Genomic DNA, 23,284 nt, shown 5'->3' with positions numbered 1-23,284 from the left:
CTCCGGGTCACCGTGCAAACTCACGGTGGAAGAGATCACGTACCTCAGCAACATGGGTCGGCTCTTCCACTCAGCACCCGGCTACCGGGCCATGCAAGATGCTCTCGACGCGGCCCTCAAAGCCGTACAGCGGCACCGCGCCGACGGCGTGAGCTGGCCGGACATCACCCGTGCCCTCGGCATCCCGCAGGAAGAACTCCTGCACCGCATGCGGGAGACGACCGACAAACCGCGCCCAGCGCCTCCGCCGCCCACCGCACCGACCAGGATCGGCAGCCACCTGCTGCCCCGGCACCCACTGCACCCTCCCACCAGTCACCCGCGACCGCCCCCGTCGGAATTGATGAACCAGGCATCGTCCGCCTCGATCTCCGCCCACTCGTCGCAGAACTCGGTCTTCTCCGCCAACATCCCCCCGCAGGACCACGATGTGGGACTCCTCTCCCCAGCAGGCGCCGCCCCGAGAGTGCTATTCGTCTCCGGCGATCCACGCCCTGGACGCAACGACTTCGGCGCCGAGGCAGCATGCATCCGGCAGGCCGTCGCCGCGAGTTACATGCAACTGACCGAAATGGCATCGGTCAGGCTCGCCGAAATCTGTCCCGCCCTGGACACATTCAGACCGACGATCCTGCACATCGCGGCGCACAGCTCGTTCGGCGGAATCCACCTCACCCAGGAGAGCGGAGACCTCTGCATCGCGTACGAGACCTTGTGCGCGCAGATCTCCCGTGTCCGCCACCCGCCACTCCTCGCCGTGCTGAACTTCTGCGGCTCAACCGCCCTGGCCCACGAGATGGCGCTAACCGTGACCACGGTCATCAGCTGGCCCCACGCCATGGACGACGGGCAGGCCCGGACATTCACGAGGCAGCTGTACCAATCGCTGGCCGTCCGGCGCTCCGTAGGTGACAGTTGCAAGGACGCGGAAGCCGAACTGAGCGGCCCGCATCCGGATCTGCCGCTGCCTCTAACGCATGGCGATGCGACGGCCTACATCTTCTGAACCGCTTCGGTCCGAGGCCGGATCCAACAGCGATCACTCACGCTCTCGCGCGCATGTGGTCACTCCCTGCGCCGTTCAGCCGGTGAACGCCGTCAGTATCTGGCTCGTCTCATGATCGGCCGGACAGACCTCGACGGCCACGCCAGCTGGACCGTGGGCCACTACACGAGAAGGTCGGTCAACCCCGTATAGGGCCGTTTCCTCTTCGGGCCGTTTCCTTGCCCCCTCGGCCATCGCCAGACGCTCTCGCAGCAGGTACCTGCTGTCACCTGAACACCAGGTGCACTATCGGCCCGGAGACACCGTCGCCTGGACACGGCCGCGCCGTCCCGGCCCCTGTACGGCCCCTGGGTCTTGGCATCGGTCCTCAGGGCAGCCGCCCTGACCCCGAGCGACGACCTCTTCCGCCTACTCCACCGCAGGTCAGAGGGGTTGGAATTCCCTCGAACGACACGGGACTCCAAACCCACAAGCAGCGGATTCAGTCCGTTCAGGCAAAGTTGACGCTCCGACACCCCAAAATGAACGTTTCCGCAGGTCAGAAGCCTGCACAGGTGGGGCGGGTGGGACTCGAACCCACGGCCGACGGATTATGAGTCCGCTGCTCTAACCGGCTGAGCTACCGCCCCATCTACGGCGCGTCGCGCACATTTGTGCGCGCCGTCTGCCGCAGCATAGCCGCTCATACGATCTCCTGCTTCGGATGGTCGGCAACGCATGACCATGAGGACTTCGGTGTGCCGTGCGCGGTTCCGGCGGACATGAAAAAGGACCCCTGAGGGGTCCTCTTCCGTTGCTCTCCCGACTGGACTCGAACCAGTAACCTGCCGGTTAACAGCCGGCTGCTCTGCCAATTGAGCTACAGGAGATCGAGCTCCCCCGACTGGACTCGAACCAGTAACCTGCCGGTTAACAGCCGGCTGCTCTGCCAATTGAGCTACAGGGGATCGCTTCGTTGCATCGAACGCACCTACCTGGGTATTCGCCAGGGGGCGTGCGCTTGCTGCGACACATACATTAGCGCAAGCAGGGGGGTGCTCCGCCAATCGGTTCCGCCCCCGCACCGATGCCGACGCAAGGGAAGGGTGGCCGTCATGCGCTACCGGCTCACATTCGTCGCCGGACTGGCTCTGGGTTACGTGCTGGGCTCTCGCGCCGGGCGCGAGCGTTACGAGCAGCTGAAGAAGTCCGCCCGCCAGATCTCGCAGAACCCGGCGGTGCGCAACACCGCCGAGAGCGCCGCCCAGCAGGGCCGCGAGTTCGCGGGCAAGGCGTACCACGCGGTGAGCGAGAAGGTGGGCGACCGGGTCCCCACCTCGGTGACCGACCGGGTCCGCTCCCTGCGCGAGCGGAACGCCAACGGCCGCGGTGAGGACGACTGGGGCACCTCCAACACCTAGCGAGGGGCGCCTCCAGCACGTAGCGATCGGGCCCGCACGATCCGGTCCGGCGCGGTCGCCTCTCGCGGTACGGCAGAATTTGCGCCATGGGGATAGTCGCCGGGTTGGACAGTTCGCCCGATTTCACTCGCATCGTCGTCTGCGACTCGGACACGGGTGTCGTACTCAAGCAGGGGTACGCGCCGCATCCGGTCGAGTCCACCGAGGGCGGCGGGCGTCCTTCCGACGTCGACCCTCAGGCCTGGCTGCTGTCCCTGGGAGAGGCGGCGGGCGGCGGACTGCTCGAAGGTGTGCAGGCCATCGGCGTGTCCGCGCAGCAGAACGGTCTTGTCCCGCTGGACGCGCAGGGGAACACGGTGCGGCCTGCGCTCGTCGGCAGTGACAAGCGGACGCAGGTCGCGGCCGCCGATCTCGTCGACGCGCTCGGCGGGCGCGAGGCGTGGGCCCAGGCCGTGGGCTGCGTACCACAGGCCGCCCAGCCGGTGACCAAGCTGCGCTGGCTGAACAAGACCGAGCCGGATTCCGCGCGGCGGACCGCGTTCCTCATGCAGGCGCACGACTGGCTGGTGTGGCAGCTGCTCGGGCGGCCGGTGCGCAGGACCACCGACCGGGGCGGGGCCTCCGGGACCGGGTACTGGTCGGCGGCGACCGGCGGTTACCGGCCGGACATCGTCGACATGGCGCTCGGGCACCAGGCCGGGCTGCCCGAGGTGCTCGGCCCTTCCGACGCGGCGGGGACCACCCCGGAGGGGCTCCTCATATCCGCCGGGACCGGCGAGACCATGGCGGCGGCGTTCGGGCTCGGCATCGGGCTCGGGGACGCGGTCGTCTCCCTCGGAGCCTCCGGTTCCGTGATGGCCGTACACCCCGAGGCGCTCTTCGACTCCTCCGGCATGATCACCTCACTCGCGGACGCGACCGGGATGCATCTGCCGGTCGTCACCACGCTCAATGCCGTACGAGCCCTGCGCGGCGCCGCCGAACTCCTCGGCCTGCCCGACCTGGAGAGCCTGTCCGACCTGGCGATGAAGTCGACGCCGGGCTCCCACGGCCTGGTGATGCTGCCGTATCTGGAGGGCGAGCGGACGCCGAACCTGCCGCACACGGCGGGGATGCTGGCCGGGCTGCGACGGGAGTCGATGCGGCCCGAGCATCTGGCGCGGGCCGCCTTCGAGGGCATGCTGTGCGGGCTCGCGGACGCGCTCGACGTGCTGCGCGGCCGGGGTGTCGACGTACGGCGGATCTTCCTGTTGGGACAGGCCGCCGAGCTGCCCGCCGTACAGGCCGTGGCGCCCGCACTGTTCGGCGTGCAGGTCGTGGTGCCGCAGCCGGCGGACTACGCGGCGTTCGGCGCGGCCCGGCAGGCGGCCTGGGCGCTCGGCGCCTCGCAGGGCACCCTCGATCCGCGGACGCCGCCCGCCTGGCAGGGCCCGGTCGCACAGGTGCTGGACCCCGGTGAGGAACTGGCCATGGGCCAGGCCATACGGCAGCAGTACGTGGCCGTACGGGAGCAGGCGCATCCTGGGGCGTTCCGGGGTTAACAGAGCGCGGGGCGTACGTCCCAGGTCTGAGGCCGGGTCGGTTCTTGGCCTGCACTTGGGTTAATCGGTTGAGGTAACACGGGGGGAGTGTCCGACGATAGGGGGTGGTGCACCCACCGCTCGCCCGTCGTCGACTCCGAGAGACCCCGCGTGCTCATACGACTACTTCGTACGTACCTCCGTCCGTACAAGAAACCCATCGCCCTGCTGGTGCTGCTGCAGCTCCTGCAGACCTGCGCCACGCTCTACCTGCCCACGCTCAACGCGCACATCATTGACAACGGTGTCGTGAAGGGCGACACGGGCTACATCCTGTCCTTCGGCGCAGTCATGATCGCGATCTCGCTGGCGCAGGTCGTCTGCAACATCGGCGCCGTCTACTACGGCGCCCGTACGGCTTCGGCCGTCGGCCGGGACATCCGGGGCGCCGTCTTCGACCGCGTCCAGTCCTTCTCCGCGCGCGAGGTCGGCCACTTCGGGGCGCCCTCGCTGATCACCCGCACCACCAATGACGTCCAGCAGGTGCAGATGCTCGCCCTGATGACGTTCACCCTGCTGGTGTCGGCGCCGATCATGTGTGTGGGCGGCATCGTGCTGGCCCTCGGCCTTGACGTGCCGCTGTCCGGGGTGCTGGTCGCCGTGGTGCCGGTACTCGGCCTCGGTGTGACCCTGATCATCCGGCGGCTGCGGCCGCTGTTCCGCTCCATGCAGGTCCGCCTGGACACCGTGAACCGGGTGCTGCGCGAGCAGATCACCGGCAACCGCGTGATCCGCGCCTTCGTACGGGACGACTACGAGAAGGAGCGCTTCCGGAAGGCGAACGCCGATCTGACCGAGGTGTCGCTGGGTACCGGGCGGTACCTGGCACTGATGTTCCCGATGGTCATGACCGTCGTGAACCTCTCCTCGATCGCCGTCGTGTGGTTCGGCGCGCACCGGATCGACAGCGGGGGCATGCAGATCGGTGATCTGACCGCGTTCCTCGCCTACCTCATGCAGATCGTGATGTCCGTGATGATGGCCACCTTCATGTTCATGATGGTGCCGCGCGCGGAGGTCTGTGCCGAGCGCATCCAGGAGGTCCTGGACACCGACAGCAGTGTCGTGCCGCCGACCGCACCCGTAGTGGAGCTGCGGCGCCACGGCCACCTGGAGATCCGTGGCGGCGGGTTCCGTTACCCGGGTGCCGAGGAGCCGGTGCTGACGGCCGTCGACCTGGTGGCGCGGCCGGGTGAGACGACCGCCGTGATCGGGTCCACGGGCAGTGGCAAGTCGACGCTTCTCGGGCTCGTCCCCCGGCTGTTCGACGCCACGGACGGCGAGGTGCTCGTCGACGGCGTGGACGTGGCGACCATCGAGCCGAGACTGCTGGCCAAGACGGTCGGACTCGTCCCGCAGAAGCCGTACCTCTTCGCGGGCACGGTGGCGACGAACCTGCGGTACGGCAACCCGGACGCCACCGACGAGGAGCTGTGGCACGCGCTGGAGGTGGCGCAGGCCAAGGGGTTCGTGGAGGGCCTGGAGAACGGGCTCGACTCCCCCATCGCACAGGGCGGCACGAATGTGTCCGGTGGTCAGCGGCAGCGTCTCGCGATCGCCCGCACCCTCGTGCAGCGCCCGGAGATCTATCTCTTCGACGACTCGTTCTCGGCGCTCGACTACAAGACCGACGCCATGCTGCGCGCGGCGCTCGCCGCGGAGACCGCCGAGGCGACCGTGGTGATCGTCGCCCAGCGGGTGTCGACCATCCGGGACGCCGACCGGATCGTGGTCCTCGACGAGGGCCGGGTCGTCGGCACCGGGCGGCACCACGAACTGATGGCGGGCAACGAGACATACCGGGAGATCGTCCTCTCCCAGCTGACGGAAGCGGAGGCTGCCTGATGGCCGGGCCTATGGGGCGGATGATGGCCGGGGGCGGCCCCGATCAGCGCTCGATGGATTTCAAGGGGTCGGGCAAACGGCTCCTCTCACAGTTCAAGCCCGAGCGCGGCACGATGTACGCGATGCTCTCCCTCGGTGTGGTCAGCGTGGCGCTGTCCGTGCTGGGCCCGAAGATCCTGGGCAGGGCGACCGACCTGGTCTTCGCCGGGATCATCGGACGGGAGATGCCCGCCGGCCAGACGAAGGCCGAGGCCCTCGATGCGATGCGGGCACGCGGCGACGGCGGCACGGCCGACATGCTCTCGGGTACGGACTTCACTCCGGGCAAGGGCATCGACTTCGGCGCCGTCGGGAACGTACTGCTGCTCGCGCTCTGTGCGTTCGTGGTGGCCGGCGTGCTGATGGCGGTGTCCACCCGGCTCTCGAACCGGGCGATCAACATGACCGTCTACCGGATGCGGGAGGACCTGCAGGCCAAGCTGTCCCGCCTGCCGCTGTCCTACTTCGACAAGCGGCAGCGCGGTGAGGTCCTCAGCCGCGCCACGAACGACATCGACAACATCCAGCAGACCCTCCAGCAGTCGATGGGCCAGCTGGTCAACTCCCTCCTCACCATCGTGGGCGTGCTCGCGATGATGTTCTGGGTCTCGCCGCTCCTCGCCCTGGTCGCGCTGATCACCGTGCCGCTGTCCTTCTTCATCGCCACGCGGGTCGGCAAGCGTTCGCAGCCGCACTTCGTCCAGCAGTGGCGGACCACCGGCAAGCTCAACGCGCACGTCGAGGAGATGTACACCGGGCACAACCTGGTGAAGGTGTTCGGGCGGCAGGAGGAGTCGGCGGCGCAGTTCGCCGAGCAGAACGAGCAGCTGTACGAGGCCGGGTTCAAGGCGCAGTTCAACAGCGGGATCATGCAGCCGCTGATGATGTTCGTTTCGAACCTGAACTATGTGCTGGTGGCCGTGGTGGGCGGGCTGCGGGTCGCGTCCGGGTCGTTGTCGATCGGTGACGTGCAGGCCTTCATCCAGTACTCCCGGCAGTTCTCCATGCCGCTGACCCAGGTCGCCTCCATGGCGAACCTCGTGCAGTCGGGCGTGGCCTCCGCCGAGCGGATCTTCGAACTCCTCGACGCGGACGAGCAGGAGGCCGATCCGGTTCCGGCGCTCCGTCCCGACGAGCTGCGGGGGCGGGTGGCGCTCGAGAACGTGTCCTTCCGGTACGACCCCGACAAGCCGCTCATCGAGGATCTGTCGCTGAAGGTGGAGCCCGGGCACACGGTCGCGATCGTCGGCCCGACGGGCGCCGGCAAGACCACGCTGGTCAACCTCCTCATGCGGTTCTACGAGGTCACCGGGGGGCGGATCACTCTCGACGGGGTCGACATCGCCGCCATGTCCCGGGACGAACTCCGGGACGGCATCGGGATGGTGCTCCAGGACACCTGGCTGTTCGGGGGGACGATCGCGGAGAACATCGCGTACGGGGCCTCGCGGGACGTCACCCGGGGGGAGATCGAGGAAGCCTCGCGGGCCGCCCACGCCGACCGGTTCATCCGGACGCTGCCCGACGGGTACGACACCGTGATCGACGACGAGGGGACGGGGGTGAGTGCGGGTGAGAAGCAGCTCATCACCATCGCTCGGGCGTTCCTGTCGGATCCGGTGATCCTGGTGCTCGACGAGGCGACGTCGTCCGTCGACACCCGGACGGAGGTCCTGATCCAGAAGGCGATGGCGAAGCTTGCGCACGGGCGTACGTCGTTCGTGATCGCGCATCGCCTGTCGACGATCCGGGATGCGGACGCGATCCTCGTGATGGAGAACGGGTCGATCGTCGAGCAGGGCGCGCACGCGGAGCTGCTTGCCGCGGACGGGGCGTACGCGCGCCTGTACAAGGCCCAGTTCGCGCAGGCGGTGGCTGAGGTGGACTAGGTTTTTCGCCCCCTCCGCCCCTACCCGTCCCGTACCTGGGGGCTGCCGCCCCCAGACCCCCGCTGTCGGCCTGAACGGCCTCGTCCTCAAACGCCGGACGGGCTGAAAGATCTCCCCCTGGCCGGGACGAAAGATTTCTGCTCCGGCCGGGGAAAATTCAGCCCCTCCGGCGTTTGAGGAGCGGGGGTTTGGGGGCGGAGCCCCCAAGGGACGGGAATGGGCAGGGGCGGAGGGGGCGAAACAAACCCCACCTCAGTCCAAGTAACCCCGCAGCTGGTCCGCGAACGCGTGGTCCCTGAGCTTGTTCAGGGTCTTGGACTCGATCTGACGGATCCGCTCGCGGGTGACGCCGAAGATGCGGCCGATCTCCTCCAGGGTGCGGGGACGCCCGTCGGCCAGCCCGTACCGGAGCTGGACGACCTTCCGCTCCCGCTCCCCGAGCGTGGACAGCACCGCCTCCAGATGCTCACGCAGCAGCAGGAACGCGGCGGACTCCACAGGAGACGTCGCGTCACCGTCCTCGATGAGGTCGCCGAGCGCGACGTCGTCCTCCTCGCCCACGGGAGCGTGCAGGGACACCGGTTCCTGGGCAAGCCGCAGCACTTCACTGACCCGCTCGCTCGGCAGATCGAGGTGCGCGGCGACCTCTTCGGGAGTCGGCTCGTAACCGCGCTCCTGAAGCATGCGCCGCTGCACACGCACGACCCGGTTGATCAACTCCACGACGTGGACGGGGACTCGGATGGTCCGGGCCTGGTCGGCGAGGGCCCGGGACATGGCCTGGCGGATCCACCAGGTGGCGTACGTCGAGAACTTGTAGCCGCGGGCGTAGTCGAACTTCTCAACTGCCCTGATCAGGCCGAGGTTTCCCTCCTGGACCAGGTCGAGCATGGTCAGTCCCCGGCCCACGTACCGCTTGGCGACGGAGACGACGAGCCGCAGGTTCGCCTCGATGAGGCGGCGCTTGGCCATGCGGCCCATGACGACCAGTTTGTCCAGGTCGAGGGCGAGCTGGCTGTCCAGATCGACGGCGAGGCGGAGCTTCTCCTCGGCGAAGAGACCGGCCTCGACACGGCGGGCGAGTTCGACTTCCTCGGCCGCGGTGAGCAGGGGGATCCGGCCGATCTCGCGCAGGTACTGGCGGAACAGGTCGGAGGAGGGTCCGCCGGTGTCGGCGGCGCGGCTCCGGGGCGGTTCGACGGGCTCGGGAGCCTCGGACTCGGCTTCCACCTCGGCGCTCTCGACGGCGCTCGCGGGCGGCTCGTCCAGCTCGGGTGGGCTCTCCGGCTCCGCTTCGGGGTGGTGCGCGGCACGGCTCTGCGGGGGTACCGCCGCGACGACGTCGGTCTCGGCGTCAGCGTCCGTATCCGTGGTGTTGTCGGTCTGTGCGAGGGTCTGGGTCTGCACGGGGGCGACCTCCAGGAATGTCGCTGCTGAGGGGGGCGGCAGCGTTACGTCGGGGATGGGGTCGACGGCCTCGCCGCTGTCCATCCCGTAGTCGTTTAGCGGAACCGCGGGGATCGGGGACCCGTCGCGTGCGGGTCGGCCGCGCTCCGAGGACTCAGGCACCGCAACCCAGTGTGGAGTACGACACATCGCCGCCACGAGGGGCGTGCGGTGACTTTTTGCGTCCGGTCCGTGACCGCGCGGTTACTTTCATGCACGAGTGCGCGTTTTAGGCGGCGCGAAACAGGTTGAAAGGCGCACGTGGGAAGCGAGTGCGCCGGGACGGGAAATCGCGAGGGCCCGGTGAACGCCCGGCAGACGATGTGAAAGCCCGGCGGGCCGGGCGGCCGCCCCCGCCCTCAGAGCGCCTCCGCGCCCCTCTCCCGCAGTGCCTGCTCGTACTGCTGGAGGACCCACAGCTCGTTCTGTACGGCGGCCAGCTGGGCCGGGTCGCCGTGCGCGCTGAGGCGGGACAGGCTGCCCTGGACGTCGCGGATGCGGCGGTCGACGGCACGGCGGCGGACCATGACGAGCTGGTCGCCCGCGTAGGTCTCGTCGACCGTCTTGCGCATGATCGCCTCGACGGCCAGCTCGGTGACCATGGCGCGGGCCGCGTCGTCGGGGGCGGCCTCGCGGACCCTGACCAGGTACTCCTGGGGGTCCTGGACGCCGAACTCCGAGCCGCCCGCCTCCATGATCACCTGGCGTACGGCGGCGTACGGCGGGGCGGTGAACTCGTCGATCCCGTAGGCGTCGAAGGCCGGGGAGACCAGCTCAGGGCGCTGGAGGGCGAGTTTGAGGAGCTCGCGCTCGGTGGCGAAGACCGGGTTGCGCAGGGTCAGGGCGGGGCCGCCGCCGTTGGGTGCCTGGGTGGTGGTGCCGTACGCCTGCTGGGTGCGCTGCTGCGACGGCGCGGGGCCCTTGCCGCCGCGGTCGCGGGACCAACGGGCCAGCTGGGCCACCCGCTTGACCACGAACTGGGTGTCGAGGATGCCGAGCATGCCCGCGAGCTGTACGGCGACCTCGTGCTGGGCGCCGCTGTTCTTGATGCGGGCGACGATGGGTGCCGCCTCGTCGAGGGCGGCCGCGCGCCCGGCCGGGGTCTCCAGGTCGTACCGCAGGATGATCTGGCGCAGTGCGAACTCGAAGAGCGGGGTGCGGGGTTGGGCCAGGTCGGCGACTGCCGCGTCGCCCTTCGCGAGGCGCAGCTCGCAGGGGTCCATGCCGTCCGGGGCGATCGCGATGTACGTCTCGGCGGCGAACTTCTGGTCGTCCTCGAAGGCGCGCAGGGCGGCCTTCTGACCGGCCGCGTCGCCGTCGAAGGTGAAGATCACGCGCGCGGAGCCGTTGTCCATCAGCAACCGGCGGAGGATCTTGATGTGGTCGGTGCCGAACGCCGTGCCGCAGGTCGCGATCGCCGTGGTGACGCCGGCCAGATGGCAGGCCATGACGTCGGTGTACCCCTCGACGACGACCGCCCGGCTGGCCTTGGCGATGTCCTTCTTGGCGAGGTCGATGCCGTACAGGACCTGGGATTTGCGGTAGATCGCCGTGTCGGGCGTGTTCAGGTACTTCGGGCCGTTGTCCGACTCGTAGAGCTTCCTCGCGCCGAAGCCGACGACCTCGCCGCCGATGTCGCGGATCGGCCACATCAGGCGGCCGCGGAAGCGGTCGATGGGGCCGCGGCGGCCTTCCTGGGAGAGGCCGGAGAGGAGGAGTTCCTTGTCGGTGAAGCCCTTGCCGCGGAGGTAGCGGGTGAGGTGGTCCCAGCCCTGGGGGCTGTAGCCGACGCCGAAGTGGGCGGCGGCCGACTGGTCGAAGCCGCGCTCCGCGAGGAATTTGCGGCCGGTGTCGGCCTCGGAGCTGGTGTCGAGCTGTTCGATGTAGAACTGCGCGGCGGCCTTGTGGGCCTCGACCAGGCGGATGCGCTCGCCGCGCTGGTTGGCGGGGTTGTACCCGCCCTCCTCGTAGCGCAGCGTGATGCCCGCCTGGGCGGCGAGTCGCTCGACCGACTCGGAGAAGGTGAGGTGGTCGACCTTCATCACGAATGTGATGGTGTCGCCGCCTTCCTGGCAGCCGAAGCAGTGGAACAGCCCCTTGCTCGGGCTGACCTGGAAGGACGGGGACTTCTCGTCGTGGAAGGGGCAGAGACCTTTCAGGTTTCCGCCGCCCGCGTTGCGCAGCTGGAGGTACTCGGACACCACGGCGTCGATCGGGACCGCGTCCCGAACCGCCTTCACGTCCTCGTCGTTGATCCTTCCGGCCACGCGTGAATTCTACGGGGACGGTGTGACAGTCGAGCGCCGCCGTCGGTCACGGGACCAGACTGTCCAGCGGAACGTGCGGGTCGGCGAGCGCCTCGGTGTCCACCTGGGCCCGGGATCGGATCAGCTGCTGGATGGGCTCCGTGACGTCCCACACATTCACGTTCATCCCGGCCAGCACCCTCCCGTCCTTCAGCCAGAAGGCGATGAACTGCCGCTTGCCCGCGTCTCCCCGGATCACCACTTGGTCGTACGTCCCCGGGGGCGCCCAGCCCGAGTACTCGAGCCCGATGTCGTACTGGTCGGAGAAGAAATAGGGCACACGGTCGTACGTCAGCTCGCGGCCCAGCATCGCGCGGGCCGCCGCGGGGCCGCCGTTGAGGGCGTTGGCCCAGTGCTCGACGCGCAGCCGGGTGTCGAAGAGCGTGTGGTGGAAGGAGGCGACGTCGCCGGCCGCGTGGATGTCGGGGTCGGAGGTGCGCAGCCGTTCGTCGACGGCGATGCCTCCGCCGTGTGCGCGGTCGGCCATCTCCAGGCCCGCGGCCTCGGCGAGAGCGGTGCGCGGGGCGGCGCCGATCGCGGCGAGCACGTCGTGCGCGGGGTGTTCCTCGCCGTCGTCGGTGCGGGCGGCGAGCACCATGCCGTCCTGGCCGACGATCTCGGTGAGGCGGGCGCCGAAGTGGAAGCGGACGCCGTGCTCGCGGTGCAGCTCGGCGAAGAGCTGGCCGAGCTCGGGGCCGAGGACCGCGTGCAGCGGGGTCCCCTCCGGCTCGACGACGGTGACCTCGGCACCGTATTCGCGTGCCGCCGCCGCGACCTCGAGGCCGATCCAGCCGGCGCCCGCGATCACGATGTGCCCGTTGTCGCGGCCCAGCGCGGCGAGGACGCCCTTGAGGCGTTCGGCGTGGGCGAGCCGGCGCAGGTGGTGGACTCCGGCGAGGTCCGTGCCCGGGACGTCCAGGCGGCGGGGCTCGGCGCCGGTCGCGATGAGGAGCTTGTCGTAGTGCACGAGGGTGCCGTCGTCGCCGTAGCGGACGGTCTTCGCGCTCCGGTCGATGGCGTCGACGGTCTGGCCGAGGTGCAGCTCGATGTCGTTGGCCGCGTACCAGGCGGGTTCGTGCACGAAGACGCTGTCGCGTTCCTCCTTGCCGAGGAGGTAGCCCTTGGAGAGCGGCGGGCGTTCGTAGGGGTGGTCGCGCTCGTCACAGATCAGTATCACCCGCCCGGTGAAGCCCTCCGCTCGGAGCGTCTCGGCCGCCTTCGCTCCGGCCAGCCCTCCTCCGACGATGACGAATGTCTGATCCGCGTCGACCACTTGATGCCTCCTCGTAAGGATGTCGCCATATGCGAGCGTCCCGCACGCAGCGTGATGCGGGAAGAGGGAGAGACCCGATCAGGCCACGCAGGGTCACACTCCCCGGGACCCATGGGACCGCGTGGTGAGTCTGAGATGCAGGGAACGCGCCGAGGCGTCGGTGAGTGAGGCGATGTGGTCGACGATCACGCGCTTGCGTGCCCTGTCGTCCGGGGCCTCGTCGAACAGGGCGCGGAACTGGGGGTCGAGGCCGTCCGGGGCGCGGACGGTGAGCGCCTGGGCCAGCTCGGCGACGACGATCCGCTGATCGGCGCGGAGCGCTTCCTGCTCGGCGCGCTGCATCACGTACCGGTCGGCGACCGCCTTGAGGACGGCGCACTCCAGGCGCGCGGCGCGCGGGACGACCAGCTCCGCCGCGTACCGGGTGAGGCGACCGGTGCCGTACGCCGCGCGCGTGGCGCCCTCCGCCGCGAGACAGAAACGCCCGATGAGCTGGCTGGTCGCGTCCTTCAACCGGGCCTGCGCGACGGCCGATCCGTCGTATCCGTGCGGCCACCAGTCCTGGTCGAGGAGCCGGTCGAGGGCTTCGGCGAGCTCCTCGGGGTCGGTGTCGGCGGGCACGTACCGCCCGATGGCCACCGCGAAGACCGCCTGCCGTTCCGGCTCGGCGTGCAGGCAGTTGGGGTCGATGTGGCCCGCGTGCAGACCGTCCTCGACGTCGTGCACCGAGTACGCCACGTCGTCCGACCAGTCCATGACCTGGGCCTCGAAGCACGTACGGGTGCCGGGGGCGCCCTTGCGGATCCAGTCGAAGACGGGCCGGTCGTCCTCGTAGACCCCGAACTTCCGGGACTTGGGGTCGGTGGGGTGGCCGCCGCGCGGCCAGGGGTACTTGGTGGCGGCGTCGAGGGCGGCGCGGGTGAGGTTGAGGCCGACGCTGACGAGTTCGCCGGTGGCTTCGGAGTGTACGAAGCGCTTCGGCTCGATGCGGGTGAGCAGGCGCAGCGACTGCGCGTTGCCCTCGAAGCCGCCGCAGTCCTCGGCGAATTCGTTGAGCGCCTGTTCGCCGTTGTGCCCGAAGGGCGGGTGGCCCATGTCGTGCGAGAGGCAGGCCGCCTCGACGAGGTCGGGGTCGCAGCCGAGGGCGGCGCCCAGTTCGCGGCCGACCTGGGCGCACTCCAGGGAGTGGGTCAGGCGGGTGCGGGGGCTGGCGTCCCAGATCTGGCTGCTGGTGCCGGGGGTGACGACCTGGGTCTTGCCCGCGAGGCGGCGCAGGGAGGCGGAGTGCAGTACGCGTGCGCGGTCGCGCTGGAAGGCGGTGCGGCCGGGACGCTTGTCGGGCTCGACGGCCCAGCGCTCGGTGGAGGTGACGTCGTACCCGATCCCGTGCCCGTCCTGTCCGTCGGGCGTGGCGTGCTCTGCGTATGCGTTCGGATCGGTGCTTTCGGTCTTCGGTGCGGTGCCTTCCATGCCCCGACAGTAAACGCAGGCAGTGACAAACGGGGCACAGCTGTCCGCTCAGGACACGCTTCAGGCGGTGGCCAGGGCGCGTTCGGGGGCGGGCTCGGGGGTCGCGACGGCCTGGTCGTAGCGGTGCAGGACGAGGCGGGCCATCGCCGGGTGGTCGCCCAGGGGCTCGGCGGCGATCCAGGGGGCGGCCGCGGCGCACTCGGTGGCGAAGCGGCCGGGGGCGGTGAAGTACGAGGCGACGGCGATGCGGTGGCGGCCGCGGGCGGCCATGGCGCGGACGGCGGCGGCGACGGTGGGCGCGGCGGCGGACGCGTACGCGGGGACGACGGGAACTCCCAGGCGCTCGGCGAGCAGGTGCGCGGTGCGGCGGGTGTCGACGGCGGCGTCGGGGTCGCGGGATCCGGCGGCGGCGAGCACGATGCCGCTCGCGCGCCGGGTCGAGTCGCTCATGCGTGTCCGCCAGCCGGCCTCGACGAGCCGCGCGTACAGCGTCTCCACGAGCAGCGGGTGCGGGCCGAGCGGGGCGGCGACGCGGGTGCGGAGCGGGGCGGCGGCGGCCGCGGCTTCGGGGATGTCCCGCTTGACGTGGTAGCCGCGGCTGAGCAGCAGCGGCACGAGGACGGCTTCACCGGTCCGGGTGCTCTGGGTGCTCTGGAGTGACGCGAGCGTGTCGGGCAGCAGGGGCTCGTTCAGCTCGATGTGCCCGAGGTGCACGGCCAGGTGCGGGCGCAGCTCGCGGATCCGCTCGATGAGGCTGCGTACGGTGCTCAGGGTGCGCGGGTCGCGGCTGCCGTGCGCCACGAGGACGAGCGCGGGCGGCGCGGGCCGGCGTGCGCCGTCGATCGAGACGCGGCTGAGCTGGCTGCCGAGCTGGCTGGTGATCGCGTTCATGAGTTGCGCCGTACTGTCGAGGTGGGCGCCGCCGAGCGGCGGGCGGCCACCGGGGCTGAGCGAGGACTCGTCGCGTACTGGGTTCGACGCCGTCATGGAGAGATCCTGACGGTAGGAGGTTGCCACGCCGTTGCGCGGGTATGACGGGTGTTTTCCGGGGGTTCACGCCGGGGTGCGCGGGAGTGTGAGCCTTCGTGACCTGCGGTGACAGGTTTCTGAGTGAAGCTGGTCACGCCACGGAGGCGAACCGGATCAGCGTTCGACGCGTCCTCCATGGTCGAGGCCACCTGGGGAGGGGACCGTTCCGATGCGCCGTCCGAAGCTGCCGAAGCTGCGCAGACCGCGCCTGCCGCGCCTGCCGCAGACCCGTGCCGGGCAACGGCGGGGCGTACAGGCCCTGATGCTGCTCTGCGTGCTCGCGCTGCTTCCGTCGACATGGATGTACGCGGTGACGGGCGACCGGCTGCGTACGACCGCCGACGCTCCGCGCACCGAGGTCGCGGTGGTCTTCGGCGCGGGTCTGTGGAACGGCGAGCCGTCCCCGTACCTCGCCAACCGCCTGGACACGGCGGCAAAGCTGTACCGGGCGGGGCAGGTCAAGGTCGTCCTCGTCACCGGCGACAACAGCCGCGTGGACTACGACGAACCGGACGCGATGCGCACGTACCTGACCGAGCACGGTGTGCCCGACGGGCAGATCGTCAGTGACTACGCGGGCTTCGACACCTGGGATTCCTGCGTCCGCGCGAAGAAGATCTTCGGGGTCGACCGGGCCGTACTGATCAGCCAGGGGTTCCACATCCGCCGCGCCGTCGCGCTGTGCCAGGCGGCGGGCGTGGAGTCCTACGGGGTGGGGGTCGACGCCAAGCACGACGCGACCTGGTACTACGGGGGCGCGCGGGAGGTCTTCGCGGCGGGGAAGGCCGCGCTGGACGCGGTGTTCAAGCCCGATCCGCGGTTCCTGGGGCCGAAGGAGTCCGGGGTCGGTCAGGCCCTGGCGGCGGCGGGCGAATGATGGCGGTCACCGACCTCACGCCCGCGGAACGCCGCGTCTGGGAGGCCTTCCCGCTCGGCGAGGGAATCGACTTCCGCGAGAGCGCCGACGAGGGCTCAGCGGCCGGCTCGTCGTGGGGTCCCGAGCGGACCGTGCGCGCCGAGGTGCTTCGGGCACTCCTGATCGACGGACCGGCTCACGACGGTGAGATCGCCGGACTGAAGCTGACGGGCGCGCGCATCACCGGGCAGCTGGATCTCACGTACGGGACGGTCCAGCACGCCGTGCGGCTGCGGTCCTGTCACTTCGAGCAGATCCCGACGCTCTACGGGGCGGAGCTCCGCGTCCTGGTGCTGAGCGACTCGGTGCTGCCCGGGCTCACCGCGGGGAATCTGCGGGTCGACGGGGCGCTGCGGCTCAGCTGCTCCCGTATCACCGGGCCGGTACGGCTCCAGGGGGCGAAGATCTCCGGCGCCGTGTTCATCAACGGGGCGCATCTGGGCAGCCCGGCGGCACCGGACACCGCTGACTCCGACACCCCCGAGGAAGCGGCGCTCCAGCTGAACCACGCGGACATCGGCACCGACCTGTGGGCCGTCGGCCTGGTCGCCCACGGCCAGGTCCGGCTGAACGGGGCCACGGTCGGCGGGCAGGTGAACCTCGACGACGCGGAACTGCACGCGCCCGGCGGCACCGCGCTGCACGCCGAGACCCTGTCGGTCGGCACCGACCTGCGTGCGATGCGGCTGATCGCCCATGGCCGGGTCAACCTGAGCGGCTCCCGGATCCCGCACCAGCTCAACCTCGCCTACTCCCGGCTGTCCCACCCCGAAGGCCAGGCCCTGCGCGCCAGCAGCTGCGTGATCGGCGAGCTGTGGCTGCGCGACGCCGCCCCGGTCGTGGGCGCCGTGAACCTGCGCCGCTCCCAGCTGGACCTTCTGCACGTTCCTCCTCAGGTGTGGCCCTCTCATGTCAGGATCGACGGCCTCAGCTACCGCAGTCTCGCCCCGCATCTCCCCGCCAAGGAGCGACTGCCGCTTCTTGAAAGGGAGGAGGGCGGCTATCTTCCGTACGCCTACGAGCAGTTGGCCGCCGCGTACCGCACCGCGGGTGACGACGCCGCGGCACGCACCGTCCAGCTGGCCAAACTCCGCCGGCACCGCAATACCCTGCCGCGCTACGCCAGGTTCTGGGGCCATCTGCAGGACGCGACCGTCGGCTACGGCTTCCGCCCGATGCGGGCGGCAGGCTGGCTGATGCTCCTGCTGTTCACCGGCGCCCTCGCCTTCACGCTGAACCATCCGCAGGCGCTGAAGCCCGACGAGGCCCCCGATTTCATCCCCGTCTTCTACACCCTCGATCTGCTGCTGCCCATCATCAGCTTCGGGCAGGAGGAGGCCTTCTCGCCGCGCGGCTGGTACCAGTGGCTCGCCTATCTGCTGATCGCCACCGGCTGGATCCTGGCGACCACGATCGCGGCGGGCGTCACGCGCTCGCTGAACCGTCAGTGACGCGCCACCGCCCTCACGGCGCCCTCCGCCCGGCCGGGAGGTCCCCGTCCCTGCCGCGTAACGCCCGCCTCCTCCTCCCGTAACACTCCCGACGCACGCTGACCGGTATGCAGGCCACCGCGACGCCCACCCACTGCCCCTACTGCGCCCTGCAGTGCGGGATGAACCTGACGCCCACGCCCGACGGAGGCGTCGAGGTGACGGAGCGCGCGGACTTCCCGGTGAACCGGGGCGCGCTGTGCGGCAAGGGACGTACGGCGCCCGCGCTGCTGTCGTCCCGGGTGCGGCTGACCTCGCCGTTGATCCGGCGGGCGGGCACTCTCGAACCCGCGACCTGGGACGAGGCGCTCGACCGGATCGCCGAGGGGCTGTCCCGCACGCGGACGGAACATGGCCCGGACGCGTGCGGGGTCTTCGGCGGCGGCGGACTCACGAACGAGAAGGCGTACGCGCTCGGAAAGTTCGCGCGTGTCGTCCTGCGCACCTCGCAGATCGACTACAACGGCCGCTTCTGCATGTCGTCCGCGGCGGCCGCCGGAATCAAGGCGTTCGGCCTAGACCGGGGACTCCCCTTCCCGCTGGAGGACATCCCGAAGACCGGCTGTGTGATCCTCGTCGGCTCCAACCTCGCCGAGACGATGCCGCCCGCGCTGCGCTACCTCACCGAGCTGAAGGAGAACGGCGGCACGCTGATCGTCATCGACCCGCGCCGCACCCGTACGGCCGAGCAGGCGGACCTGCACCTGGCGCCGCGCCCGGGCAGCGACCTGGCGCTCGCGCTGGGGATGCTCCACCTGATCGTCGCGGAGGGGCGTACGGACGAGGCGTACATCCAGGAACGCACGAGCGGCTGGGAGGAGGCCCGGGCGGCGGCGATGGCGCACTGGCCCGAGTACGTGGAACGGATCACAGGGGTATCCGTTCCCGAACTCCGGGAAGCCGTACGGCTGTTCTGCGAGCCGGAGAACGCCATGGTGCTCACCGCACGCGGGCCCGAGCAGCAGTCCAAGGGCACCGACACCGTGGGCGCCTGGATCAACCTCTGTCTGGCGACCGGGCGTTCGGGGCGCCCGCTGGCCGGCTACGGCTGCCTCACCGGGCAGGGCAACGGGCAGGGCGGGCGCGAACACGGCCAGAAGGCCGACCAGTTGCCCGGCTACCGCAAGCTGACCGACCCGGCAGCACGCCGCCATGTGGCCGAGGTGTGGGGAGTCGACCCGGACTCGCTGCCGGGGCCCGGGCGCAGCGCGTACGAACTCCTCGACGCGATGGGTACGGACATCCACTCGCTGCTGCTGATGGGCTCGAACCCGGTGGTGTCCGCGCCCCGGGCCGCGCACATCGAACAGCGCCTGAAGTCACTGGACTTCCTCGCCGTCGCCGATGTCGTCCTCTCCGAGACGGCCGCTCTCGCGGATGTCGTCCTCCCGGTCACACAGTGGGCCGAGGAGACGGGCACGACGACCAGTCTGGAGGGCCGCGTCCTGCTGCGCCGCCGGGCGATCACCCCTCCCGACGGCGTACGCAGCGACCTCGACGTCCTGCACGAACTGGCCGACCGGCTGGGCGTGGAGAAGGGCTTCCCGAGGGACCCGGAGGAGGTCTTCGAGGAGCTGCGCAGGGCGAGCGCGGGCGGGGCGGCGGACTACTCGGGGATCACGTACCGCCGGCTGGCGGAGGAGTCGGGGGTGTTCTGGCCGTGCCCCTCCGCTACTGGGGAGACCGACGCCGGGGTCCATCCCGGCACCCCCCGTCTCTTCCTCGACCGGTTCGCCACCGAGGACGGGCGGGCCCGCTTCGTCGCCGTGGTGCACCGTCCGCTCGCCGAGGAGCCCGACGACGAGTACCCCGTACTGCTGACCACCGGGCGGGTCGTCGCCCAGTACCAGTCGGGCGCCCAGACGCGGCGCGTCGACGAGCTGAACGCCGCCGCGCCCGGACCGTTCGTGGAGATGCACCCACGGCTGGCGGCGCGGCTGGGGGCGGGGGAAGGCGATCGCGTCGCCGTGGTCTCCCGGCGCGGACGCGCCGTCGCACCGGCGCGGATCACCCGCGCCATCCGGCCCGACACGGTCTTCATGCCGTTCCACTGGCCGGGTGAGGGGCGCGCCAACACCCTGACCAACCCGGCACTCGACCCGACTTCGCGAATGCCGGAGTTCAAGGCGTGTGCCGTACGGCTCGAAGTGGTGCCCCGCTTGTAGACGCGCACGCCCGTCTCGAGGTGGTGCCTCGCCCGTAGCAGTGAACGCCTACGACGACGCGCTCGCCGAAGCGCTCGCGTCGCTGTCCGGCGGTGGGCTCGGCGTACCGCTGGGCATCCCGCTCGGCTGCGACCCGCTCGGCTGCCCGCTGGGCGGCTCTCCCCCGCCGCCCGACCCGTCGTTCTCCTTGTCCGGGTCGATACCGACGGTCAGTGCGCCCGTGAAACCGTCGTCCACAGTCCCGGTGATGGTCATGAGCCCGTCCTTGGCGCCGCCCCCGGCGTAGACCATGTCGTCGTCGAGCTTGGTCCGGGTCCCGGTGTGCTCGGTGTACGGGGACTTCTTGTAGACCTCCTCGCCGTACTTGTCGTCGAAGAAGAGCTGCCCCGTCCAGTTGACCTTGCCGCCCTCGTAGGTGTTGTCGGCCTTCTTGCCGCCGGTGTGCACCTTGACGTGGATGTGGGTGGCGCGCGGGGTGTACCAGCCCGGGTAGATCGTCGTGAACTCGACGACCCCGTCGTCGCCGGTCGTCTGGAAGCCCCGCAGATACGTCTTGTCGTCGGCGCCGCTGGTGTCCTCGCTCTCGGCGGGCGCGGAGCCGCCGGGGTTGGCGGTGGTGTAACCGGAGTAGTAGCCCCAGGCGTCGCAGTGCCAGATCTCCACGGCCGCGCCGGACACCGGGTCGCAGGACTCGCTCTGGTCCCGCACGGTCAGCTTCACGGTGAGCGGGACGCCCGGCTTCCCGTCGGTGATGTCCTTCCGGAACAGCGCGCCGTCCAGGTAGTACGGCCCCTCCGTGACGGTGGAGTTGAGCACGCACGTGTCGGAGGCCGCGGAGGCGCTCGCGGACGCACTGGCGGTCACGGAACTCGACCCGTCCGATTCGGAGTCCGAGGAGCACGAGGTGAGCCCGATACCCAGGGCCGCTCCGCCGGCCACGCCGCCGAGTGCAAGGGCGCGCCGTCTGGTGATGTCGCTGTCGGTCATGGCCGGACCATAGGGGCGGGGGCGTGCGGGGAGGCGGGGGCGCACGGGGGCCCTCTGGGCGGCCACTCGCACGAGTGCAATTGACGCACCGGCGTAGTTCAGCCGCCGTTGTGCCAGTCCCCGCCCTCGATGAGCTTGCCGCGGGAACGCAGCCGGGCGGCGACCGCGGGTGCGGCCACGTACACCCAGGCCCGCACGGCCGTCCCGTCGGCACGGGTCACGTCCCGCGCGATGCGCTCGTACAGGTTGCGGGGGTCGCCGGGCACGTACTCCTCCAGCCGGTCGAGCGCGGCCAGCAGTTCGCCGTACACCCCGGGCAGCGCGGTCACGAGTTCGCCGGTCACCACTCCCCCGGGTTCCTCGACGGCGTACGGGTATCCGGGGCCCTCGTAGAGCACGACTCCCCGCATGCGCCCCGGCTCCTCGGACTCCGTACGTCCTCGCAGGAAGAGGTCGTGATTGCGCTCGCCGGGGCGGAGGGTGCCGTAGACGAAGAAGGGCGCCGTGGCCATGGATGCGGTCTCCCTTCCGAGGTCTTTGCAGAAACGATTCTCGCCCCCCGAAGACCCTCACACACCCACACACATCCGCCAGTAGGCGCTATGGACATGCCATGTCATGGACCTTTAAATCTTGTTCAACTTCAGCGCCCCCCCCGCAGCCCTCCACAAACCCCCACGCGTACCCCCCACCGCGCCCCACGGCGCCTCCCCTAGGAGACTGATGAGTCAGATACGGCCGATCCGTGGTTCACGCCTCGCCACCGCCGGCATAGCCACGGCCACCGCCGCACTGCTGGCGGCCGCACTGACCCCGACCGCGGACGCGGCCGACCGGCCGAGCAGGGCCACCGCGCTCAGCAACGCGGCGTCGGTACTGACCGCGCAGGCCGCACGCCTCGGCCTGACCTCCGCCCAGGGCACCAGCGTCCGCGATGTAGTGATCGACGCGGACGGCAGCCAGCATGTGCGGTACGACCGGACGTATCGTCAACTCCCGGTGCTGGGCGGCGACTTCGTGGTCCACCTGGCCCCGGACGGCTCCTATCGCAGCGCCAACCGCGCCACCACCCGCGCCATCGCCCTCTCGAGCGTCACGCCCACACTGTCCGCCCCCAAAGCCGCCGATCTGGCCACCGCGGCGCTGCGCGCCGTGAACCTCGGGGAGACCCTGCGCAAGCTGACGGCCAAGCCCCAGCTGGTCGTCGACGTGCTGCACGGTGCGCCCCAACTGGCCTGGCGCACCGAGGTGGTGGGGCAGGACTCGCTGGGCAACCCGGTCGGCCGCACGGTGCTGACCGATGCCGGTACCGGCCGGCAGATCGACGCGTGGGACAACATCGAGACGGCGACCGGTGACGGCCAGTCCCTCTACGGCGGCAAGGTCCCGCTTCAGACGACGCTGTCCGGATCGACGTACCAGCTCAAGGATCCGACGCGCGGCAACACGTACACGGGCGACGCCGCGAACAAGACGGACCTGTGCATCCTGGGGATCTGCCTGAGCCGCGCCCCCGCGACGGTCATCACCGACGCCGACAACCACTGGGGAACCGGGGCGACTTCGGACCGTTCGACGGCCGCGGTCGACGCCCAGTACGGCACGGACGCGACCTGGGACTACTACAAGAACGTCCACGGGCGCAGCGGTATCGCGGGCGACGGCAAGGGCTCGTACAACCGTGTGCACTACGGCACCAACTACAACAATGCCTTCTGGGACGACAGTTGCTTCTGCATGACGTACGGGGACGGTGACGGGACGACGTTCGGTCCGCTGGTGTCGCTGGACGTGGCGGGCCACGAGATGTCGCACGGTGTCACGTCGAAGACGGCGGCGCTGACGTACTCGGGTGAGCCCGGCGGCCTGAACGAGGCGACGTCCGACATCTTCGGCACGCTGGTGGAGTTCTCCGCGAACAACTCCTCGGACCCCGGCGACTGGCTGATCGGCGAGAAGATCGTGAAGTCCGGCTTCGGCCGGTCCGCCCTCCGCTACATGGACCAGCCCTCCAAGGACGGCAACTCCGCGGACTGCTGGAGCAGTTCGGTCGCCAACCTGGACGTCCACTACTCCTCGGGCGTCGCCAACCACTTCGCGTACCTCCTCGCCGAGGGCAGCGGCCCGAAGACCATCGGCGGCGTCGCCCACAACGGCACGACGTGCAACAGCTCGACGGTGACCGGCATCGGCCACGCCAAGCTGGGAGCGATCTGGTACCGGGCCCTGACCGTCTACATGACGTCCTCGACGAACTACGCGGGGGCCCGGACGGCGACGCTGAGCGCGGCGAAGGATCTGTACGGCGCGGGCAGCACGGAGTACAACGCGGTGGCGGCGGCCTGGAGCGCTGTTTCCGTGGGCTGAGTTCCGGCCTCGGCCCAACAGCCCAACGGTCCAACGGTCCAACGGCCTGAAGGTCGCCCCTGCCGCACGATCGGCG

General features: G+C 70.2%; 16 protein-coding genes and 3 tRNA genes. 9 read left to right on the top strand and 10 right to left on the bottom strand.

The window, feature by feature from the left end; genetic code table 11:
* The first annotated feature begins 25 nt into the window (after nt 1-25).
* Entirely contained in the window at nt 26-1,006 is a 981-nt protein-coding gene (locus tag OG246_RS17675; protein ID WP_266462870.1) for a hypothetical protein, read from the top strand.
* Nucleotides 1,007-1,561: 555 nt separating this feature from the next.
* On the opposite strand, the gene OG246_RS17670 is transcribed toward OG246_RS17675, so the two are convergent.
* From OG246_RS17670 to OG246_RS17660, 3 genes are all read right to left on the bottom strand, one after another.
* Nucleotides 1,562-1,635: transfer RNA gene (locus OG246_RS17670), tRNA-Ile, on the bottom strand.
* A 167-nt stretch (nt 1,636-1,802) separates the two neighbouring features.
* Nucleotides 1,803-1,875 (bottom strand) — tRNA-Asn (locus tag OG246_RS17665).
* 5 nt (nt 1,876-1,880) lie between these two features.
* Nucleotides 1,881-1,953 (bottom strand) — tRNA-Asn (locus tag OG246_RS17660).
* Between the two features lie 147 nt (nt 1,954-2,100).
* Here OG246_RS17660 and OG246_RS17655 point away from each other — a divergent pair.
* From OG246_RS17655 to OG246_RS17640, 4 genes are all read left to right on the top strand, one after another.
* Complete coding sequence (locus OG246_RS17655; protein ID WP_266462868.1) at nt 2,101-2,406, top strand: YtxH domain-containing protein; 306 nt, start codon at nt 2,101-2,103, stop codon at nt 2,404-2,406.
* 86 nt (nt 2,407-2,492) lie between these two features.
* Entirely contained in the window at nt 2,493-3,947 is a 1,455-nt protein-coding gene (locus tag OG246_RS17650; RefSeq protein ID WP_266462866.1) for an FGGY family carbohydrate kinase, read from the top strand.
* Between the two features lie 150 nt (nt 3,948-4,097).
* Nucleotides 4,098-5,831: an ABC transporter ATP-binding protein gene (locus OG246_RS17645; protein WP_266464318.1), complete on the top strand. Its 1,734-nt coding sequence runs from the start codon at nt 4,098-4,100 to the stop codon at nt 5,829-5,831.
* A complete protein-coding gene (locus OG246_RS17640) occupies nt 5,831-7,759 on the top strand; it encodes an ABC transporter ATP-binding protein (protein ID WP_266462863.1) in 1,929 nt (642 codons plus the stop codon). Before OG246_RS17645 ends, OG246_RS17640 begins: the two co-directional genes overlap by 1 nt.
* 252 nt (nt 7,760-8,011) lie before the next feature.
* Here OG246_RS17640 and OG246_RS17635 read toward each other — a convergent pair whose 3' ends face one another.
* From OG246_RS17635 to OG246_RS17615, 5 genes are all read right to left on the bottom strand, one after another.
* Nucleotides 8,012-9,328, bottom strand: a complete 1,317-nt coding sequence (locus tag OG246_RS17635) for an RNA polymerase sigma factor (RefSeq protein WP_266462861.1) — start codon at nt 9,326-9,328, stop codon at nt 8,012-8,014.
* Nucleotides 9,329-9,564: 236 nt separating this feature from the next.
* Nucleotides 9,565-11,472, bottom strand: coding sequence for a DNA primase (gene dnaG / locus OG246_RS17630; RefSeq protein WP_266462858.1), 1,908 nt, complete (start codon nt 11,470-11,472; stop codon nt 9,565-9,567).
* 46 nt (nt 11,473-11,518) lie between these two features.
* Nucleotides 11,519-12,784 (bottom strand): NAD(P)/FAD-dependent oxidoreductase, encoded by a 1,266-nt coding sequence (locus OG246_RS17625; protein WP_266462855.1) that lies wholly within the window; start codon nt 12,782-12,784, stop codon nt 11,519-11,521.
* A gap of 93 nt (nt 12,785-12,877) precedes the next feature.
* Nucleotides 12,878-14,254 (bottom strand): deoxyguanosinetriphosphate triphosphohydrolase, encoded by a 1,377-nt coding sequence (locus tag OG246_RS17620; protein WP_266462852.1) that lies wholly within the window; start codon nt 14,252-14,254, stop codon nt 12,878-12,880.
* Between the two features lie 60 nt (nt 14,255-14,314).
* Nucleotides 14,315-15,241: a sirohydrochlorin chelatase gene (locus tag OG246_RS17615; protein ID WP_266462849.1), complete on the bottom strand. Its 927-nt coding sequence runs from the start codon at nt 15,239-15,241 to the stop codon at nt 14,315-14,317.
* Nucleotides 15,242-15,452: 211 nt separating this feature from the next.
* On the opposite strand from OG246_RS17615, the gene OG246_RS17610 reads away from it, so the two are divergent.
* The 3 genes from OG246_RS17610 to OG246_RS17600 all read left to right on the top strand — a co-directional run bounded on the left by OG246_RS17610 (nt 15,453) and on the right by OG246_RS17600 (nt 19,854).
* On the top strand, nt 15,453-16,160 hold the full coding sequence (locus tag OG246_RS17610; protein ID WP_266462846.1) for a vancomycin high temperature exclusion protein: 708 nt from the start codon (nt 15,453-15,455) through the stop codon (nt 16,158-16,160).
* Nucleotides 16,160-17,650 (top strand): membrane-associated oxidoreductase, encoded by a 1,491-nt coding sequence (locus OG246_RS17605; protein WP_266464316.1) that lies wholly within the window; start codon nt 16,160-16,162, stop codon nt 17,648-17,650. Before OG246_RS17610 ends, OG246_RS17605 begins: the two co-directional genes overlap by 1 nt.
* 107 nt (nt 17,651-17,757) lie before the next feature.
* Nucleotides 17,758-19,854, top strand: coding sequence for a molybdopterin oxidoreductase family protein (locus OG246_RS17600; RefSeq protein WP_266462844.1), 2,097 nt, complete (start codon nt 17,758-17,760; stop codon nt 19,852-19,854).
* Nucleotides 19,855-19,902: 48 nt separating this feature from the next.
* Here OG246_RS17600 and OG246_RS17595 read toward each other — a convergent pair whose 3' ends face one another.
* Nucleotides 19,903-20,841, bottom strand: a complete 939-nt coding sequence (locus tag OG246_RS17595) for an intradiol ring-cleavage dioxygenase (protein WP_266462841.1) — start codon at nt 20,839-20,841, stop codon at nt 19,903-19,905.
* A 98-nt stretch (nt 20,842-20,939) separates the two neighbouring features.
* On the bottom strand, nt 20,940-21,353 hold the full coding sequence (locus OG246_RS17590; RefSeq protein ID WP_266462838.1) for a gamma-glutamylcyclotransferase family protein: 414 nt from the start codon (nt 21,351-21,353) through the stop codon (nt 20,940-20,942).
* Nucleotides 21,354-21,564: 211 nt separating this feature from the next.
* On the opposite strand from OG246_RS17590, the gene OG246_RS17585 reads away from it, so the two are divergent.
* Nucleotides 21,565-23,208, top strand: a complete 1,644-nt coding sequence (locus OG246_RS17585) for a M4 family metallopeptidase (protein WP_266462836.1) — start codon at nt 21,565-21,567, stop codon at nt 23,206-23,208.
* The last annotated feature ends 76 nt before the right edge of the window (nt 23,209-23,284 follow it).

Origin of the sequence: Streptomyces sp. NBC_00620, from assembly GCF_026341825.1 — a bacterium.
GTDB lineage: Bacteria > Actinomycetota > Actinomycetes > Streptomycetales > Streptomycetaceae > Streptomyces.
The sequence above is the reverse complement of the archived record's forward strand: the minus strand, read 5'-3'. Positions and strand labels throughout refer to the sequence as shown.

Excerpts from the sequence above, each read along its gene's own strand:
- OG246_RS17640 (WP_266462863.1), top strand. The coding sequence starts at position 5,831 with ATGGCCGGGCCTATGGGGCGGATGATGGCCGGGGGCGGCCCCGATCAG.
- OG246_RS17600 (WP_266462844.1), top strand. The coding sequence starts at position 17,758 with ATGCAGGCCACCGCGACGCCCACCCACTGCCCCTACTGCGCCCTGCAG.
- OG246_RS17610 (WP_266462846.1), top strand. The coding sequence starts at position 15,453 with ATGCGCCGTCCGAAGCTGCCGAAGCTGCGCAGACCGCGCCTGCCGCGC.
- OG246_RS17590 (WP_266462838.1), bottom strand. The coding sequence starts at position 21,353 with ATGGCCACGGCGCCCTTCTTCGTCTACGGCACCCTCCGCCCCGGCGAG.
- OG246_RS17615 (WP_266462849.1), bottom strand. The coding sequence starts at position 15,241 with ATGACGGCGTCGAACCCAGTACGCGACGAGTCCTCGCTCAGCCCCGGT.
- OG246_RS17605 (WP_266464316.1), top strand. The coding sequence starts at position 16,160 with ATGGCGGTCACCGACCTCACGCCCGCGGAACGCCGCGTCTGGGAGGCC.
- OG246_RS17620 (WP_266462852.1), bottom strand. The coding sequence starts at position 14,254 with ATGGAAGGCACCGCACCGAAGACCGAAAGCACCGATCCGAACGCATAC.
- OG246_RS17595 (WP_266462841.1), bottom strand. The coding sequence starts at position 20,841 with ATGACCGACAGCGACATCACCAGACGGCGCGCCCTTGCACTCGGCGGC.
- OG246_RS17585 (WP_266462836.1), top strand. The coding sequence starts at position 21,565 with ATGAGTCAGATACGGCCGATCCGTGGTTCACGCCTCGCCACCGCCGGC.
- OG246_RS17650 (WP_266462866.1), top strand. The coding sequence starts at position 2,493 with ATGGGGATAGTCGCCGGGTTGGACAGTTCGCCCGATTTCACTCGCATC.
- OG246_RS17655 (WP_266462868.1), top strand. The coding sequence starts at position 2,101 with ATGCGCTACCGGCTCACATTCGTCGCCGGACTGGCTCTGGGTTACGTG.